This window comes from Pradoshia sp. Z5_111, from assembly GCF_058267535.1.
In genome coordinates this window covers 385,106-400,539 of sequence record NZ_JBZCPQ010000002.1, presented here as the reverse complement: position 1 = coordinate 400,539, position 15,434 = coordinate 385,106, and the positions used below count along the sequence as shown (strand labels likewise).

The 15,434-nt window shown below is 42.0% G+C and carries 11 protein-coding genes; 10 read left to right on the top strand and 1 reads right to left on the bottom strand.

Annotated features, from left to right (window positions below):
• The first annotated feature begins 41 nt into the window (after positions 1 to 41).
• A complete protein-coding gene (locus tag AC4D4A_RS06185; RefSeq protein WP_490995076.1) occupies positions 42 to 494 on the top strand; it encodes a YwiB family protein in 453 nt (150 codons plus the stop codon).
• Entirely contained in the window at positions 491 to 2,161 is a 1,671-nt protein-coding gene (argS, locus tag AC4D4A_RS06180) for an arginine--tRNA ligase (RefSeq protein WP_490995075.1), read from the top strand. The genes AC4D4A_RS06185 and argS overlap by 4 nt, the downstream gene beginning before the upstream one ends.
• Positions 2,162 to 2,242: 81 nt before the next feature.
• Here argS and uvsE read toward each other — a convergent pair whose 3' ends face one another.
• Complete coding sequence (gene uvsE / locus AC4D4A_RS06175; protein ID WP_490995074.1) at positions 2,243 to 3,202, bottom strand: UV DNA damage repair endonuclease UvsE; 960 nt, start codon at positions 3,200 to 3,202, stop codon at positions 2,243 to 2,245.
• A gap of 386 nt (positions 3,203 to 3,588) precedes the next feature.
• Here uvsE and AC4D4A_RS06170 point away from each other — a divergent pair, with 386 nt between their 5' ends.
• From AC4D4A_RS06170 to rpoE, 8 genes are all read left to right on the top strand, one after another.
• Positions 3,589 to 5,700, top strand: coding sequence for a (Fe-S)-binding protein (locus tag AC4D4A_RS06170; protein WP_490995205.1), 2,112 nt, complete (start codon positions 3,589 to 3,591; stop codon positions 5,698 to 5,700).
• 224 nt (positions 5,701 to 5,924) lie between these two features.
• Positions 5,925 to 7,118 carry an acetyl-CoA C-acetyltransferase gene (locus tag AC4D4A_RS06165; RefSeq protein WP_490995073.1) on the top strand — a complete coding sequence of 398 codons (1,194 nt, stop codon included), beginning with the start codon at positions 5,925 to 5,927 and terminating at the stop codon, positions 7,116 to 7,118.
• 18 nt (positions 7,119 to 7,136) lie between these two features.
• The gene (locus AC4D4A_RS06160) at positions 7,137 to 7,988 is read left to right on the top strand and encodes a 3-hydroxybutyryl-CoA dehydrogenase (protein WP_490995072.1); all 852 of its coding nucleotides are present in this window, start codon (positions 7,137 to 7,139) and stop codon (positions 7,986 to 7,988) included.
• Between the two features lie 26 nt (positions 7,989 to 8,014).
• Entirely contained in the window at positions 8,015 to 9,151 is a 1,137-nt protein-coding gene (locus AC4D4A_RS06155) for an acyl-CoA dehydrogenase (RefSeq protein ID WP_490995071.1), read from the top strand.
• Between the two features lie 20 nt (positions 9,152 to 9,171).
• Positions 9,172 to 10,314 carry an acyl-CoA dehydrogenase gene (locus AC4D4A_RS06150; RefSeq protein ID WP_490995070.1) on the top strand — a complete coding sequence of 381 codons (1,143 nt, stop codon included), beginning with the start codon at positions 9,172 to 9,174 and terminating at the stop codon, positions 10,312 to 10,314.
• Positions 10,315 to 10,405: 91 nt separating this feature from the next.
• On the top strand, positions 10,406 to 11,038 hold the full coding sequence (locus AC4D4A_RS06145; protein WP_490995069.1) for a TetR/AcrR family transcriptional regulator: 633 nt from the start codon (positions 10,406 to 10,408) through the stop codon (positions 11,036 to 11,038).
• Between the two features lie 20 nt (positions 11,039 to 11,058).
• Positions 11,059 to 14,313 (top strand): fused isobutyryl-CoA mutase/GTPase IcmF, encoded by a 3,255-nt coding sequence (gene icmF, locus AC4D4A_RS06140; RefSeq protein ID WP_490995068.1) that lies wholly within the window; start codon positions 11,059 to 11,061, stop codon positions 14,311 to 14,313.
• 401 nt (positions 14,314 to 14,714) lie between these two features.
• Complete coding sequence (rpoE, locus tag AC4D4A_RS06135; protein ID WP_490995067.1) at positions 14,715 to 15,290, top strand: DNA-directed RNA polymerase subunit delta; 576 nt, start codon at positions 14,715 to 14,717, stop codon at positions 15,288 to 15,290.
• The last annotated feature ends 144 nt before the right edge of the window (positions 15,291 to 15,434 follow it).

Here is a 15,434-nt window from a genome sequence, read left to right as displayed (position 1 = left end):
ATGATTGAGTAAAATAATCGATTCCAGGGGGAATTCATTAAATGACCGAGGAAAAAAGTAACGCACCCATAGAGGTCATGGTACGGCTAAAGACGCATATCCAATATGTTGACGATGAAGAGAACATCGAGCTAATTACATTTGGCACGTTGCATCACATGCCAAATGCCACATATATCCGCTATATTGAGCACGTTGAAAACAATGGGAAGATCAACACAACTGTTAAATATGACGGGGATGAAATGCTAATTATTAGAAGCGGCGCGGTTAAAATGAGACAGCTTTACAAAATTGGCACAGAAACCAGCGGCTCTTATGAAAGCATTCATGGTACACTGGATTTAACGACACGTACAAATAAGCTGGAGCATACCGTCCATCCGGAAACGAAGGAAGAGACTTTCCATGTTTCCTACAACCTATTTTTACAACAAGAGAATGTGGGCAACTACTCACTTACATTGACGGTCAAGGAGGAAAAGAAAAGATGAACATCGTAACAGAGATTCAGGATCAGATTAAAGAAGAGATTAAGCAGGCAGTAATTAAGGCTGGATTAGCGGAAGAAGCAGCGATTCCAAGTGTAATTCTTGAATTGCCAAAGGATAAAACACATGGGGATTATTCTACTAATATGGCTATGCAGCTTACTCGTATTGCTAAGAAGGCACCTCGGACAATAGCAGAGGAAATTATTAATCATTTTGATACTTCAAAGGCATCCATTGAAAAAATTGAGATTGCCGGACCGGGATTCATCAATTTTTATTTAAATAACGGATACTTAACAAATCTGATTCCTGCTATTTTGGAGTCAGGTGAAGCTTATGGGGAATCCAATGTAGGCGGAGGAGAAAAAATTCAGGTTGAGTTTGTTTCTGCGAATCCAACAGGAGATCTTCACTTAGGACATGCCCGCGGTGCAGCAGTTGGGGATTCTTTATCCAATATCCTGGCTAAAGCTGGCTGGGATGTATCTCGTGAATACTACATTAATGATGCGGGTAACCAAATCAATAATCTGGCATATTCCGTTGAAGCTCGCTATTTACAGGCGCTTGGAATGGAGAAAGAAATGCCTGCAGATGGCTATCATGGAGAAGACATCATCAATATCGGTAAACGTATGGCTGAAGAATTTGGCGATAAATATGTAAATGCCGATGAAGAAGAGCGCTTTAAATTTTTCCGTGAGTACGGGTTGAAATATGAAATGGAAAAATTGAAAAAAGACCTTGAGAGCTTCCGTGTCCCATTTGATGTATGGTTCTCTGAAACGTCTCTTTATGAGGATGGCAAAATTATGCCTGCATTGGAGCTGTTAAGAGAAAAAGGATATATCTATGAGATGGATGGAGCTACCTGGTTCAAATCTACTGATTTTGGCGATGATAAAGACCGTGTATTAATTAAGAATGATGGTTCATACACCTATCTCCTACCAGACATCGCATACCATAAAAATAAGCTGGAACGCGGATTTGAAAAATTAATCAACATTTGGGGAGCAGACCATCATGGGTATATTCCTCGTATGCAAGCAGCGATTCAGGCGATGGGTTACGGAAAAGATACGTTGGAGGTAGAAATCATCCAGCTTGTTCACCTGTTTAAAAATGGCGAGAAAATGAAAATGTCTAAGCGTACAGGAAAAGCTGTCACAATGAGAGATTTGATGGAGGAAGTTGGTTTAGATGCCGTGCGTTATTTCTTTGCGATGAGAAGTGCGGACACGCATATGGACTTTGACCTTGACTTAGCTGTCTCCGAATCCAATGATAATCCAGTTTACTACGCTCAATATGCACATGCTCGTATTTGCAGTATCCTTCGTCAGGGAGCTGAAGTGGGTATTACATTGGAAGGGGACGCAGAGCTTAGCCGATTGGGTTCTGAAAAAGAAATTGACCTTCTGAAGAAACTTGGTGAATTCCCACAAGCGGTTGCCGAAGCAGCTCAAAAACGTATGCCGCACCGAATCACGAATTATATTTTTGATCTGGCTTCCACATTCCATAGCTTCTATAATGCTGATAAAGTATTAGATCAGGAAGAGCCTGAAAGAAGTAAAGCTAGACTTGCTCTTGTTCAGGCAACAAAAATTACATTGGCTAATGCATTAAAACTAATTGGTGTATCTGCTCCAGAAAAAATGTAATCTCATACTAATAAAATGCCCACACCTTAAGAGAGGTGTGGGTTGTTCTTGTTAGGGTAGAAACAGAATGCTAACAAAATATTATCTTATCCTGATGCTTCCGCCGCTAATTCGATTGATTCCTCTTAATGAAGATAAATCCTCAATCAGCTTCATCATCGCGATATCCTTATTTTTAGCCTCGATTATGAAATCAATTTCAGGAATCCCTATTTGTTTCAGCATTTGGATAAATGGCATGATAAAATCAACATCGACATTGGCTGCGTGTGCGCGAATTTCACGCTCCGAACGGGGAGAAGAAATATGGATTTTAGGCCTCCAGCCTCTTAATTCCCATGTCAGAAGAATGCGGGGCAGCAATTCTTCCAATGGAGTAATAGAAGGATTTGCCACGTGATGATGGTAATCAAATAAAAGTGGGATATCCTCATGTTCACAAACCTGCAGAGTCTCTTCAGTTGTATAAGTCTTATCATCATTTTCGAGCGTCATGCGCTGCTTGATAGATTCCGGGATTTTTTTGCTGTTGGCATAAAACCGTTGAATGGCCAATTGTTTATTTCCGTATGACCCGCCAACATGGATATTAATGAGCGCTTGGTCCGGCATCCCCATAGCCTCCAGCATTTTATAATGGTAAATCATATCTTCAACTGCTTTATCCGTCACATCATCATTAGGAGAGGTGAATAGTGTAAAGGCATTCGGATGGAAGCTGACACGGAGCTTGTACTTCCGTACCAGTTTGCCAATCTCAGCCCAATCTTTTTTAAATGGTGTAATAAAATCCCACATAACATCGGGGTGAGTTGCAAGCGGTACAATTGAGCTTGAGAAACGATAGATCGGTATTTCGTGTGCAATATTATAATGGAGAATTCGTTTGGTGGTTTCGATATTTTGTTTAGTAATTGTGAGTAATCGCTCGATTTGCTCTTCTTGAGATAATCCGCTCCAACGTGTATAGGTGATGGTTTTGGAGGGGGTTGAATTCCAAAGATTTAAGGCAGTGGATACATATCCAAATCGAATATCCATAAATAAAGGCCTCTCTTTTCCATGTTTTTAAGTATTAGCTGTTTAGTAAGCAAAGGGGTAGGGTATTGGTTTAAAACTGTAAAATAATTCCTATATATAGATTGGAAATGCATCAATTTATACCTCAAGTAGTTCCTCTAACCAGTATGTACTCATCTTAGTATGACTAAAAATATAAAAATAAATCTCAAATGATCTATTCGACAAACTAGATTATATTTACCATGTTTTAATAATTAATCTAAAATATGTAAGTTATTGATTGACTGAATGCTCATTCATTATATAAAATATAGTTATACTATATTGGGTTTAGTGTCGTTTTATGTTGGAGGTAACTTTTAAATCATGCTTTCAGTAGCAAAAGGGGGAAGACGGGGATGGAGATGAATGGTCTTCTATGGATCAACTTAGTTGCGGCTGTTCTTGTAACCGCTTACGCAGGTTGGCTGTTCACGTATCTGATTAGAACAAGGATTGCCTATATTAAACTCGGTAAGAAAACAGAGTTTGATAATGACGTAAAGAAGAGGCTGGAAAAGATTTGGGTATTTGTGTTTGGACAGAAGAAATTACTGAAGGATAAGAAAAGCGGAACGATGCATGTGCTCTTCTTTTATGGGTTTATCCTTGTCCAATTTGGAGCGATTGACCTGATTTGGAAAGGGATTAAACCGGGATCTCATTTGCCATTGGGACCTATATATCCGATTTTCACCTTCTTCCAGGAGATAGTTGTACTGCTGGTACTGGTGGCTGTTGTTTGGGCATTCTATCGCCGTTATGTTGAGAAGCTTGTTCGGCTTAAAAGGGGATTTAAAGCTGGGCTAGTCCTGATCTTTATCGGAGGATTAATGCTGGCAACGCTTGTAGCGAACGGGGCTGCTATTATATGGCATGGCGGTGAGCTTCATTGGTCAGAGCCTATTGCTTCTACGATTGCGATGGCGCTTGGCTGGATGAATGAGACAGCTGCCATAGCTGTATTCTATGTGGCCTGGTGGATACACTTACTTTTCATTTTGACGTTCTTGGTATATATCCCGCAATCGAAACACGCACATTTAATTGCCGGACCAGCCAATGTTTATTTGCACAGATTAACTCCGCCAAAATTGAAGAAAATTGATTTTGAGGATGAAACACAGGAGACATATGGAGCAGGAAAGATTCAGGACTTTACGGATCTGCAGCTCGTCGATTTATATGCATGCGTGGAGTGCGGCCGTTGCACCAATATGTGTCCGGCGACCGGGACAGGAAAAATGCTTTCACCAATGGATGTTTTAATTAAAATGCGTGACCATTTAACATTTACGGGAGCTGCAGTTACAAGGAAAGAGCCGTGGGTTCCGGGATTCGTATTCAGCAATACGAAAGGCAATCAAATCGCGTTGGCTTCACAGGGTGCAGGTGCTGCGGAGTCTGCGGCAGCAAGCGAAGTGTACAATCCAGCCTTGGTGGGTGAAGTGATTACAGAGGAAGAGCTTTGGGCATGCACAACATGCCGTAACTGTGAGGATCAGTGTCCGGTTATGAATGAGCATGTTGGAACTATTATTGATATGCGTCGCTTTCTTGTATTAACGGAAGGTAAAGTACCAGCTGATGCTCAGCGCGCGATGCAAAATATTGAACGTCAGGGAAATCCTTGGGGATTAAACCGGAAAGAGCGTGAAGATTGGCGTGAAGCTCGTGAGGATGTAGTCGTACCAACCGTGAAGGAAATGAAGAAATCCGGTGAAGAGTTTGAATACCTATTCTGGGTTGGCTCTATGGGATCCTATGATAACCGTTCACAAAAAATCGCTTTATCGTTTGCGAAACTTTTAAATGAAGCTGGCGTTAAATTTGCGATTCTCGGTAATAAGGAGAAAAACTCCGGAGATACACCGCGTCGTCTTGGAAACGAATTCTTGTTCCAGGAGCTGGCTACGAAGAATATTGAAGAGTTCGAAAAAAATGAGGTCAAAAAGATTGTTACAATCGATCCGCATGCTTTCAATATCTTCAAAAATGAATATCCAGACTTCGGCTTACAGGCAGAGGTTTATCACCATACACAGGTGCTGGCTGATCTAGTGAAGGAAGGAAGATTAAAACCAACTCATGCCGTTAATGAAAAAATTACGTTCCATGATTCTTGCTACTTGGGAAGATACAACGATGTCTATGATGCACCGAGGGACATTTTAAAAGCAATTCCGGGAGCTTCATTTGTGGAGATTGAAAGAAACCGTGAAAATGGAATGTGCTGTGGAGCGGGTGGCGGCTTAATGTGGATGGAAGAGGAAACCGGTCACCGCATCAATGTTGCCCGTACGGAACAAGCCCTTGAGGTAAATCCGACAGTTATCAGTTCAGGCTGTCCGTATTGCTTAACTATGTTAAGTGATGGTACAAAGGCGAAGGAAGTTGAAGAAGAAGTTAAAACATACGATGTGGCAGAACTGCTTGAGAAAGCGGTGTTTGGGGAACAAAGGGAGCTTGCATCTTAATTTTCACAGATATATGAAGGGGTTCATATAGTAATAGATGAGACAGAAACGGAAATTTACACAACTATTTGTTTTCGAAATATTGTGTAAATATTTCCGTTTCTTTCTTATTTACAGTAAAATACAAATATACCAAATTAAAGCGCTTACATATTTTCTGCCAACGACGAGCGAGCGTTCAGTCAATTAACCAAGGTATGAAATTTAAAAGCGGAGGGATAACGATGGGGAAAACCGTAATTATTGATGGAGCTAGGACGCCTTTTGGGAAATTTGGAGGATCATTAAGCAGTTTAACAGCTTCAGAGTTAGGCGGAATAGCAATCAAAGAGGCTATAGAACGTTCGGGTGTTAACGGGGCAGATGTGAATGAAGTCATTATGGGCTGTGTATTACAGGGTGGCCAAGGTCAAATCGTTTCTCGTCAGGCCTCAAGACATGCTGGGCTGCCATGGTCAGTCAAGACAGAGACGATTAATAAAGTATGTGCATCTGGTTTACGAAGCGTCACACTCGCAGACCAAATCATTCGGCTTGGTGAAGAAGAAGTGATCGTGGCGGGCGGGATGGAATCAATGAGCAATGCTCCATACATTCTTCCAAAGGGTAGATGGGGAGCTCGTATGGGAGATACGCCACTGGTCGATATGATGGTCCATGATGGTCTAACATGCAGCTTTACCGGTGTACATATGGGGTCTTACGGTAACAGTACATCCGAGGATCTGGAATTATCAAGAAGTGATCAGGATAACTGGGCTTATCAGAGCCATCAAAAGGCAATTCGGGCCATTGAATCCGGCCTTCTGCAGGAGGAAATCGTTCCAGTATCCGTCAAACAGCGTAAAGGTGATCCGGTTGTTGTGGAAATCGATGAAGCACCACGAAAAGATACAACAGTGGAGAAGCTGAGTTCTTTGAAACCGGCGTTTGATCGGGATGGAACGATAACGGCCGGAAACGCACCGGGGATTAATGACGGTGCTGGCGCACTTGTCTTAATGAGTGAGGATAAAGCAATCGATGAAGGATACAAGATTGGTGCCAGAATTATCGGCCATGCCGAAATTGCTGTGGAAGCAAAGGATTTCCCTAAAACTCCCGGCTTAGTCATTAATGAGCTGCTTAAGAAAACAGGAAAATCATTGGATGATATTGATTTATTTGAAGTGAATGAGGCATTTGCAGCGGTTGCCCTTGCGAGTGGAAAGCTTGCCAATCTTGATGCTGAAAAAGTGAATGTAAATGGTGGAGCGGTCGCCCTTGGCCATCCAATTGGAGCGAGTGGAGCGCGAATTATTCTCACCCTTATGTATGAACTGAAGAGACGTGGCGGCGGCATCGGGATTGCGTCAATCTGCAGCGGCGGCGGACAGGGAGATGCCATCATGATTGAAGTACCAAAGACAAAAGAATAAAAAACGGGGTGATGAGGGATGGAGATTAAAAAAATAATGGTTATCGGTGCGGGGCAAATGGGGTCTGGAATTGCTCAGGTTTGTGCGGTATCGGGTTTTGAAGTGTTTCTGCATGATTTAACTGAAGAGTTCGTAAAAAAGGGTCTGGTTACCATCGAAAATAATTTGTTAAGGCAAGTGGAAAAGGAGCGTTTAAGTGAACAGGCAAAAGTAGAAATCCTGGAAAGATTAACACCCTCAACTGAAATGAAAAATGCGGGTCAGGTTGACCTCATAATTGAAGCAGCTACAGAAAATATGGATATCAAAAAGAAATTATTTAAAGAGCTTGATGAGTTGGCATCTGCTCACGCGATTCTCGCTACGAATACCTCTTCCTTACCGATTACGGAAATTGCCGCAGCAACAAAACGGCCGGAGCAGGTAATAGGTATGCATTTTATGAATCCTGTGCCTGTCATGAAGCTTGTGGAGATCATTCGTGGTCTCGCAACTTCTGAAGAAGTATACAAAAGAATTGAAGAGACCGCTAAAGAGCTCGGAAAGATCCCCGTGGAGGTAAATGATTTTCCTGGCTTTGTTTCAAACCGTATACTCATGCCGATGATCAACGAGGCTATTTTCACTCTATATGAAGGGGTTGCTTCCAAGGAAGCCATTGATGAAGTGATGAAGCTGGGGATGAATCATCCTATGGGTCCGCTCCAGCTGGCTGACTTTATTGGGCTTGATACATGCTTGTACATTATGGAAACCTTGCATGAAGGTCTTGGAGATGACAAATATCGGCCATGTCCGCTGCTGCGTAAATATGTAAGTGCCGGTTGGCTCGGCAAGAAATCAGGCAGGGGATTTTACCAATACAACTAAGTTTGTCAAAAAGGAGGCTGCCTGCAATGGAATTCACGTTTACGGATGAGCAGCAAATGATGAGAAAAATGGTTCGTGAATTTGCCGTCAAGGAAATCGAGCCGTTTGTACCAAAGATGGAAGCTGGAGTTTTTCCGAGGGAGATTGTATCCAAAATGGCGGAGCTTGGACTGATGGGGATTCCGATACCGGAGTCATACGGCGGGGCCGGAATGGATTATATCTCCTACATTACAGCGATACATGAAATATCGAAAATAAGTCCGACAGTCGGCGTGATTTTATCCGTCCATACATCTGTTGGAACCTACCCGATTTTGAATTTTGGCAATGAAGAACAAAAAATGGCGTATATCCCGAAGCTTGCAAGTGGCAAATATCTGGGTGCTTTCTGTTTAACTGAACCAAGTGCCGGATCGGATGCAGGCTCATTGAAATCGAGAGCTGTAAGAAAAAATGGGGAGTATATCGTCAATGGTTCAAAAATATTTATCACGAATGGCGGTGAGGCAGATGTCTATATTGTTTTTGCCTCCACGGATCCTTCTAAGGGAAATAAGGGAATCAGCGCCTTTATTGTAGACAAAGACATGCCCGGACTTGTCATTGGCAAGGATGAAAATAAAATGGGCTTGCATGGATCGAGAACAGTTCAGCTCACCTTTGAGGATATGAGAGTACCGGCTGAGAATTTGCTTGGGGAAGAAGGACAGGGAATGTCCATCGCACTGAATAACCTGAATACAGGGCGGATTGGGATTGCAGCACAGGCACTTGGAATTGCGGAAGGGGCTTTTCAGCATGCTGTCCAATATGCAAAGAATCGCAGCCAATTTGGGAAACCAATCTCTGCTCAGCAGGGAATAGGCTTTAAGCTCGCCGATATGGGGACAATGGTTGAGGCTTCAAAATTACTGGTTTATCAGGCAGCTGCTTTAAAAAGTTCGAATCAGCCATGTACAAAGGAGGCATCCATGGCAAAGCTGTTTGCCTCGCGTACGGCTGTTGAAGTGGCGACCGAAGCAATCCAGGTTTTTGGAGGCTATGGCTATACAGAGGAATACCCAGTGGAACGTTATTTCAGAGATGCAAAAGTGACAGAAATATACGAAGGTACAAGCGAAATCCAACGAATAGTAATCAGTAAGCATCTGATGGGCTAATAGAACAGGGGGAAATAGGAATGAATTTTAAATTATCAGAGGAACATGAAATGATTCGCAAAATGGTTAGGGACTTTGCCCGGAATGAAGTGGCACCGACAGCGGCCGAACGGGATGAAGAGGAGCGCTTTGACAGGGAAATCTTTAATAAAATGGCGGAGCTCGGACTTACAGGAATTCCTTGGCCAGAGGAGTACGGTGGAATCGGCAGTGATTATGTAGCCTACTGCATTGCCATTGAAGAACTTTCGCGTGTATGTGCTTCAACAGGCGTTACGCTATCTGCTCATACATCGTTGGCTGGCTGGCCAATTTATAAATTTGGCAATGAAGAACAAAAGCAAAAATATTTAAGACCTATGGCGCAGGGAGAGAAAATTGGAGCTTATGGGCTAACGGAGCCGGGATCGGGATCAGACTCGGGAGCTATGAAAACAACTGCCCGTCTGGAAGAAGATCATTATATTTTAAATGGCTCTAAAATATTCATCACAAATGGGGGCGTGGCTGATACATATGTGGTCTTTGCATTGACAGATCCGTCCTCTAAACATAAAGGTACAAGCGCATTCATTGTGGAAAAGGATTTTCCTGGCTTTAGTGTTGGAAAAAAAGAAAAGAAACTCGGAATTCGTTCATCTCCAACAACAGAGATTATTTTTGAGGAGTGTAAAGTACCGAAGGAGAATCTATTAGGCAAAGAGGGAGAAGGATTCAAAATCGCCATGATGACCCTCGATGGAGGAAGAAATGGCATTGCTGCGCAGGCTGTTGGAATCGCTCAGGGAGCACTCGACGCTGCAGTTGATTATGCGAAGGAGCGAGTTCAATTTGGCAAACCAATTTCTGCCCAGCAGGGAGTAGGCTTTAAGCTTGCAGATATGGCAACCAGTATAGAGGCTTCAAGACTTTTAACCTATCAGGCTGCTTGGCTGGAATCCGAGGGACTTCCGTATGGAAAAGAGTCGGCTATGTCCAAATTATTTGCCGGCGATACAGCAATGAAGGTCACAACAGAAGCGGTACAGGTATTTGGCGGGTATGGATATACAAAGGATTATCCGGTTGAGCGCTATATGCGTGATGCGAAAATAACACAAATTTATGAAGGAACACAGGAAATCCAAAGACTTGTTATCTCAAGGATGCTCACCAAAGACTAATTTCAAATTTTCATAGGGTTCTTCCCGGCTATTTTTATCCGGGGAGAATTGATTTTTAAGAGAAATACGTGTAGGTAAGGTGGGTGAAAGGGTGAAGAGAATCGTAGTCCATGCCTCGGTAAAGGATGAGAGGCTAGTGAAAAAACGCCGGGATGAGATGATCAAGGGGGCGGTATCCTTATTCATAGAGAAGGGCTACCACCGAACAACAACAAGGGAAATAGCAAAGGCAGCAGGATTCAGTATTGGAACACTCTATGAATATATCAGATCAAAGGATGATATTTTATATCTTGTTTGTGACAATATTTACGATGAGGTGAAGGACCGGCTCCAAAAAGCGCTTGAAGAAAGCGAGGGAACATTTGCCGGGCTGCGCTTAGGTATCGCTTATTATTTTAAAATTTGTGATGAGATGCAGGATGAAGTATTGGTGATGTACCAGGAAGCGAAATCATTGAGTAGGGCAGCACTACCTTATGTATTAAATAAAGAAAATGAAATGACGAAAATGTTTGAGGAACTCATTCAGACATGTGTGCAGCATGAGGAAATTGATTTAAGCCCGATACAAATTCACCTGCTTGCACATAACATCATTGTTCATGGCCAAATGTGGGCATTCAGGAGATGGGGACTCAGAAAAAGCTATACAATCGATCAATATATTGAAATGCAAACGTATCTTCTTTTAAGTGGTTTAGCCAATGGGGAAAACAGATAAGCAAAGGGGAATGAAAAAAGATGAATAAAGGATATAAACCGAAACACCCTATTCGTTTTGTGACGGCTTCGAGTTTATTTGATGGGCACGATGTCAGTGTCAATATTATGAGGAGAATACTTCAGGCAAAAGGAGCGGAGGTAATTCATCTCGGTCATAATCGTTCTGTTGAGGAAATTGTTAATGCGGCGATTCAGGAGGACGTCCAGGGGATTTCTGTTTCGTCCTATCAGGGTGGGCATATGGAGTTTTTTAAGTATATGTACGATTTGCTGAAGAAAAGAGGAGCCGGCCATATTCGTATTTATGGGGGTGGCGGCGGAGTCATCATACCAAGAGAGATTAAAGAGCTGCATGAATATGGGATTGCAAAGATATTTTCTCCGGATGATGGAAGAGAAATGGGTCTCGAAGGCATGATGGATCTGCAAATGAGTGAATGTGATTATCCATTGCCACCCCTTGAGGATTTAAGTAAAGCAACTCTCTCAGTATCAAACCCATTAGCTGTAGCACGAGCAATTACCATGGCGGAAAACGGACTGCTGAATGGTCAGGAAGCAGCCACTTTGGCAGATGAGCTGCAAAAGAAACAGGAAGCACAGGTTAAAAAAATTCCGGTAATCGGTATAACCGGTACAGGTGGAGCCGGTAAAAGTTCACTGACAGATGAATTAATACGCCGATTTATTAATGAAATCCCTGAGCAAAATATAGCGATTCTTTCGATTGACCCAACGAAGCAAAAAACAGGCGGAGCGTTGCTTGGAGACAGAATACGAATGAATGCCATTTTTCATCCGCGTGTGTATATGAGGAGCTTGGCTACACGTAAATCACACTCTGAATTATCAGATTCGATAAAAGAAGCGATAGCTGTCGTAAAAGCAGCCGGATATGATGCCGTATTGATTGAAACAAGCGGGATTGGTCAGGGGGATGCGGCAATAACGGAAGTATGTGATATCTCCATGTATGTCATGACGAGTGAATTTGGAGCCCCATCACAGCTTGAAAAAATTGATATGATTGATTTTGCTGATCTAATTGTTATTAATAAATTTGAAAGAAAAGGATCAGAGGATGCATTGCGCCAGGTCCAAAAACAATACCAGCGCAGCCGCAATCTATTTGATAAAGATCCGGCTGACATGCCGGTGTATGGGACGATCGCGAGTCAGTTTAATGATGTGGGTACAAACGCTCTTTTTGCTGCGTTGCTTGAAGTCATTGAGAAGAAAACAGGTCAGGAATACAAAAGCCGTTTTAATACATCTATGCGTTCGGAAAAGCAAAATGTCATCATTCCTCCTGACCGTCAATATTATTTACGGGAAATTGCTGAAACAGTAAAGCAATATCATACGGCCTCACTTGAGCAACAACAGATTGCCAGACGATTATTTCAAATTGAAGGTACCATACAGGCATTGGAGGAAGAGGGTTATTCAGGCGGAACAGAGCCTCTGCTCGAGCTCCAAAAGGGATACAGGCAAAATTTAACCAATGAGTCAAAAGCCATTCTTGATGGGTGGAATAACCAGAAGGACTTATATTCACAAACAGAACTGATTACGAAAGTACGCAATAAGGAAATAAAGACAGAATTGAAGACTAGTACATTAAGTGGTCTGACCATACCAAAAGTAGCTTTACCTAAGTTTCATGATTATGGAGAAATCCTCCGCTGGGTGCAGAAAGAGAATGTTCCAGGAAAATTTCCGTTCACAGCAGGTGTCTTTCCGTTTAAAAGACAGGAAGAGGATCCGAAGCGGCAATTTGCCGGAGAAGGATCACCGGAGAGAACGAACCGCCGTTTTCATTATTTATCAAAGGATGATACGGCCAAACGGCTGAGCACAGCCTTTGATTCCGTCACCCTATATGGAGAGGATCCGCATATACGCCCTGATATTTATGGGAAGGTCGGGGAAAGCGGTGTGAGTGTCTGTACCCTTGAGGATATGAAAAAACTCTATAATGGGTTTGATTTATGTTCACCAAGTACTTCCGTTTCCATGACAATCAATGGCCCTGCTCCCATCATTCTTGCAATGTTTATGAATACCGCCATTGATCAACAAATAGAGAAAAAACAAGCAGAGCTTGAAAGAACTCTTACTTCTGAGGAGAAGGAAACTGTAAAAAAAGAGACGTTGGAGATTGTCAGAGGAACCGTTCAGGCAGATATTCTAAAGGAAGATCAGGGACAGAATACATGTATCTTTTCTACTGAGTTTGCATTAAAACTGATGGGCGATATCCAGGAGTACTTTGTAAAAAATCGGGTGAGAAATTATTATTCTGTCTCCATATCCGGTTATCACATCGCGGAGGCAGGAGCAAATCCGATTTCACAATTAGCGTTTACACTGTCGAACGGCTTTACGTATGTAGAATATTATTTAAGCCGCGGTATGGATATTGATTCGTTTGCACCGAATCTCTCGTTCTTTTTCTCAAATGGACTGGACCCAGAATATACGGTTCTCGGACGTGTGGCAAGGCGAATATGGGCCATCGTGATGAGAGATAAATATGGCGCGAATGAACGAAGCCAAAAGCTGAAATATCATATCCAAACCTCGGGACGTTCCCTGCATGCTCAGGAAATTGATTTTAATGATATCCGTACGACTCTGCAGGCTTTGCTCGCTTTACAGGATAATTGTAATTCCCTGCATACCAATGCCTATGACGAAGCAATCACGACACCAACGGAGGAATCCGTACGAAGGGCCATGGCCATTCAGATGATTGTTACGAAAGAATTTGGCTGGATGAAAAATGAAAATTCTCTTCAGGGGTCTTTCATCGTTGAGGAATTAACGGACTTAGTGGAAGAAGCCGTTCTCCGTGAATTTGAACGAATCAACGATAGAGGCGGTGTCCTCGGAGCGATGGAAATGCAGTATCAACGTGGTAAAATTCAGGATGAATCTCTTGTTTATGAAATGAAAAAGCACTCGGGTGAGCTTCCACTTATTGGGGTGAACACCTATTTAAACCCTAATCCGCCAAGTGAAGATGAAGTGAACAATATGGAATTGGCCCGTGCCACAAAGGCAGAGAAGGATTTACAAATTTCTAATCTAGAGAAATTTAAGGAGATTCATGGAATGGCAGCAGAAAAAGCTCTAACTCAACTCAAAGAGGCTGCCATTAATGGAGAGAACATATTTGAACAGCTGATGGAAACGGTTAAAACAGCCAGTCTTGGCCAAATTACACATGCATTATATGAAGTTGGAGGACAATATCGCAGAAATATGTAAGTTTCTGTCCTACTTAGAGTACAGGCGAATTTATGTCTGTACTCTAATTCATGAGATGACATTTAAAGGGACTTGAGAGTTTGCTCATTATTTGTATATGGATTGAACATTAACAGGTGGTTGTATGGTAGGATAAAAAAGTAGAAGCTTTTTATTATAAGATACATAAAAGCAGGTTATAATGGAGAAACGAGAGGATACTGGAAACGGGTTGAATGAAGATACCGATCAGTGTTCCTTTATGTCCTTGTGATGGCTTTTTATTTATAGTCTTATAAAGCCGTGAGAGGAAAAAGGATAGAACGGATAAAATAAAGTGGCAAAAAGATGAATCGTTTGGTTATAATGGGATATGCATAATTGGGCATTCATGTTGATTTGATAGAAAGGAAGTGCGTACAATGAAACTAGCCAACCTGTCTAAGGAAGAAGTAAGTGAAATGGCTTACATTGAAATTGCGAACGTGTTACTTATAGAAAAGAAAGAAGCAATAGATTTTAAGGTAATAATGGATAAAATCCAAAAATTACTTGGTTTGACAGATGAAGAAGTTAGTGCAAAAATGGGCCAATTCTATACAGATCTAAATGTAGACGGCCGTTTTATCAGTATTGGAGACAATCGCTGGGGACTAAAAGGATGGTATCCTGTTGAACAGGTTGAAGAAGAAACAGTTCCAGCTTCAAAAGTGAAGAAGAAGAAAAAAGGTAAAAAAGCACTCGTTGATGACTTTGATGATGAGGATGAAGTACTTGATTTTGATGATCTAGATGACTTCGATGACGACGATGATGAGGATGAATCTCTGATTGATGATTTCGATGATATCGATGACCTCGATGATGATGAGGATGATGATGACGAGGATCTAATCGAGGACGAAGTTATTGTTGAAGATGATTACGATCTTGACGATGAAGAAGAAGAGGAAGAAGAACTTGTGATTGACGAAGAAGATGAGGACGACAATCGCTAATTCTTTAACCTTGACTTAAAGTGTCAACCTTTGTAGAATATTCATTGGGCTCCTTTAAAATAAAGGAAACACTATTAAGCGATTTTTAAGCTCCCTTGCTTGCAAGGGAGCTTTTTTATTTTTTTAGGGGATAGGCCCGATGAA

Coding starts and splice junctions, on each gene's coding strand:
- uvsE (WP_490995074.1), bottom strand. CDS start 3,202: ATGGATATTCGATTTGGATATGTATCCACTGCCTTAAATCTTTGGAAT.
- rpoE (WP_490995067.1), top strand. CDS start 14,715: ATGAAACTAGCCAACCTGTCTAAGGAAGAAGTAAGTGAAATGGCTTAC.
- AC4D4A_RS06150 (WP_490995070.1), top strand. CDS start 9,172: ATGAATTTTAAATTATCAGAGGAACATGAAATGATTCGCAAAATGGTT.
- AC4D4A_RS06185 (WP_490995076.1), top strand. CDS start 42: ATGACCGAGGAAAAAAGTAACGCACCCATAGAGGTCATGGTACGGCTA.
- AC4D4A_RS06155 (WP_490995071.1), top strand. CDS start 8,015: ATGGAATTCACGTTTACGGATGAGCAGCAAATGATGAGAAAAATGGTT.
- AC4D4A_RS06165 (WP_490995073.1), top strand. CDS start 5,925: ATGGGGAAAACCGTAATTATTGATGGAGCTAGGACGCCTTTTGGGAAA.
- AC4D4A_RS06160 (WP_490995072.1), top strand. CDS start 7,137: ATGGAGATTAAAAAAATAATGGTTATCGGTGCGGGGCAAATGGGGTCT.
- AC4D4A_RS06170 (WP_490995205.1), top strand. CDS start 3,589: ATGAATGGTCTTCTATGGATCAACTTAGTTGCGGCTGTTCTTGTAACC.
- argS (WP_490995075.1), top strand. CDS start 491: ATGAACATCGTAACAGAGATTCAGGATCAGATTAAAGAAGAGATTAAG.
- icmF (WP_490995068.1), top strand. CDS start 11,059: ATGAATAAAGGATATAAACCGAAACACCCTATTCGTTTTGTGACGGCT.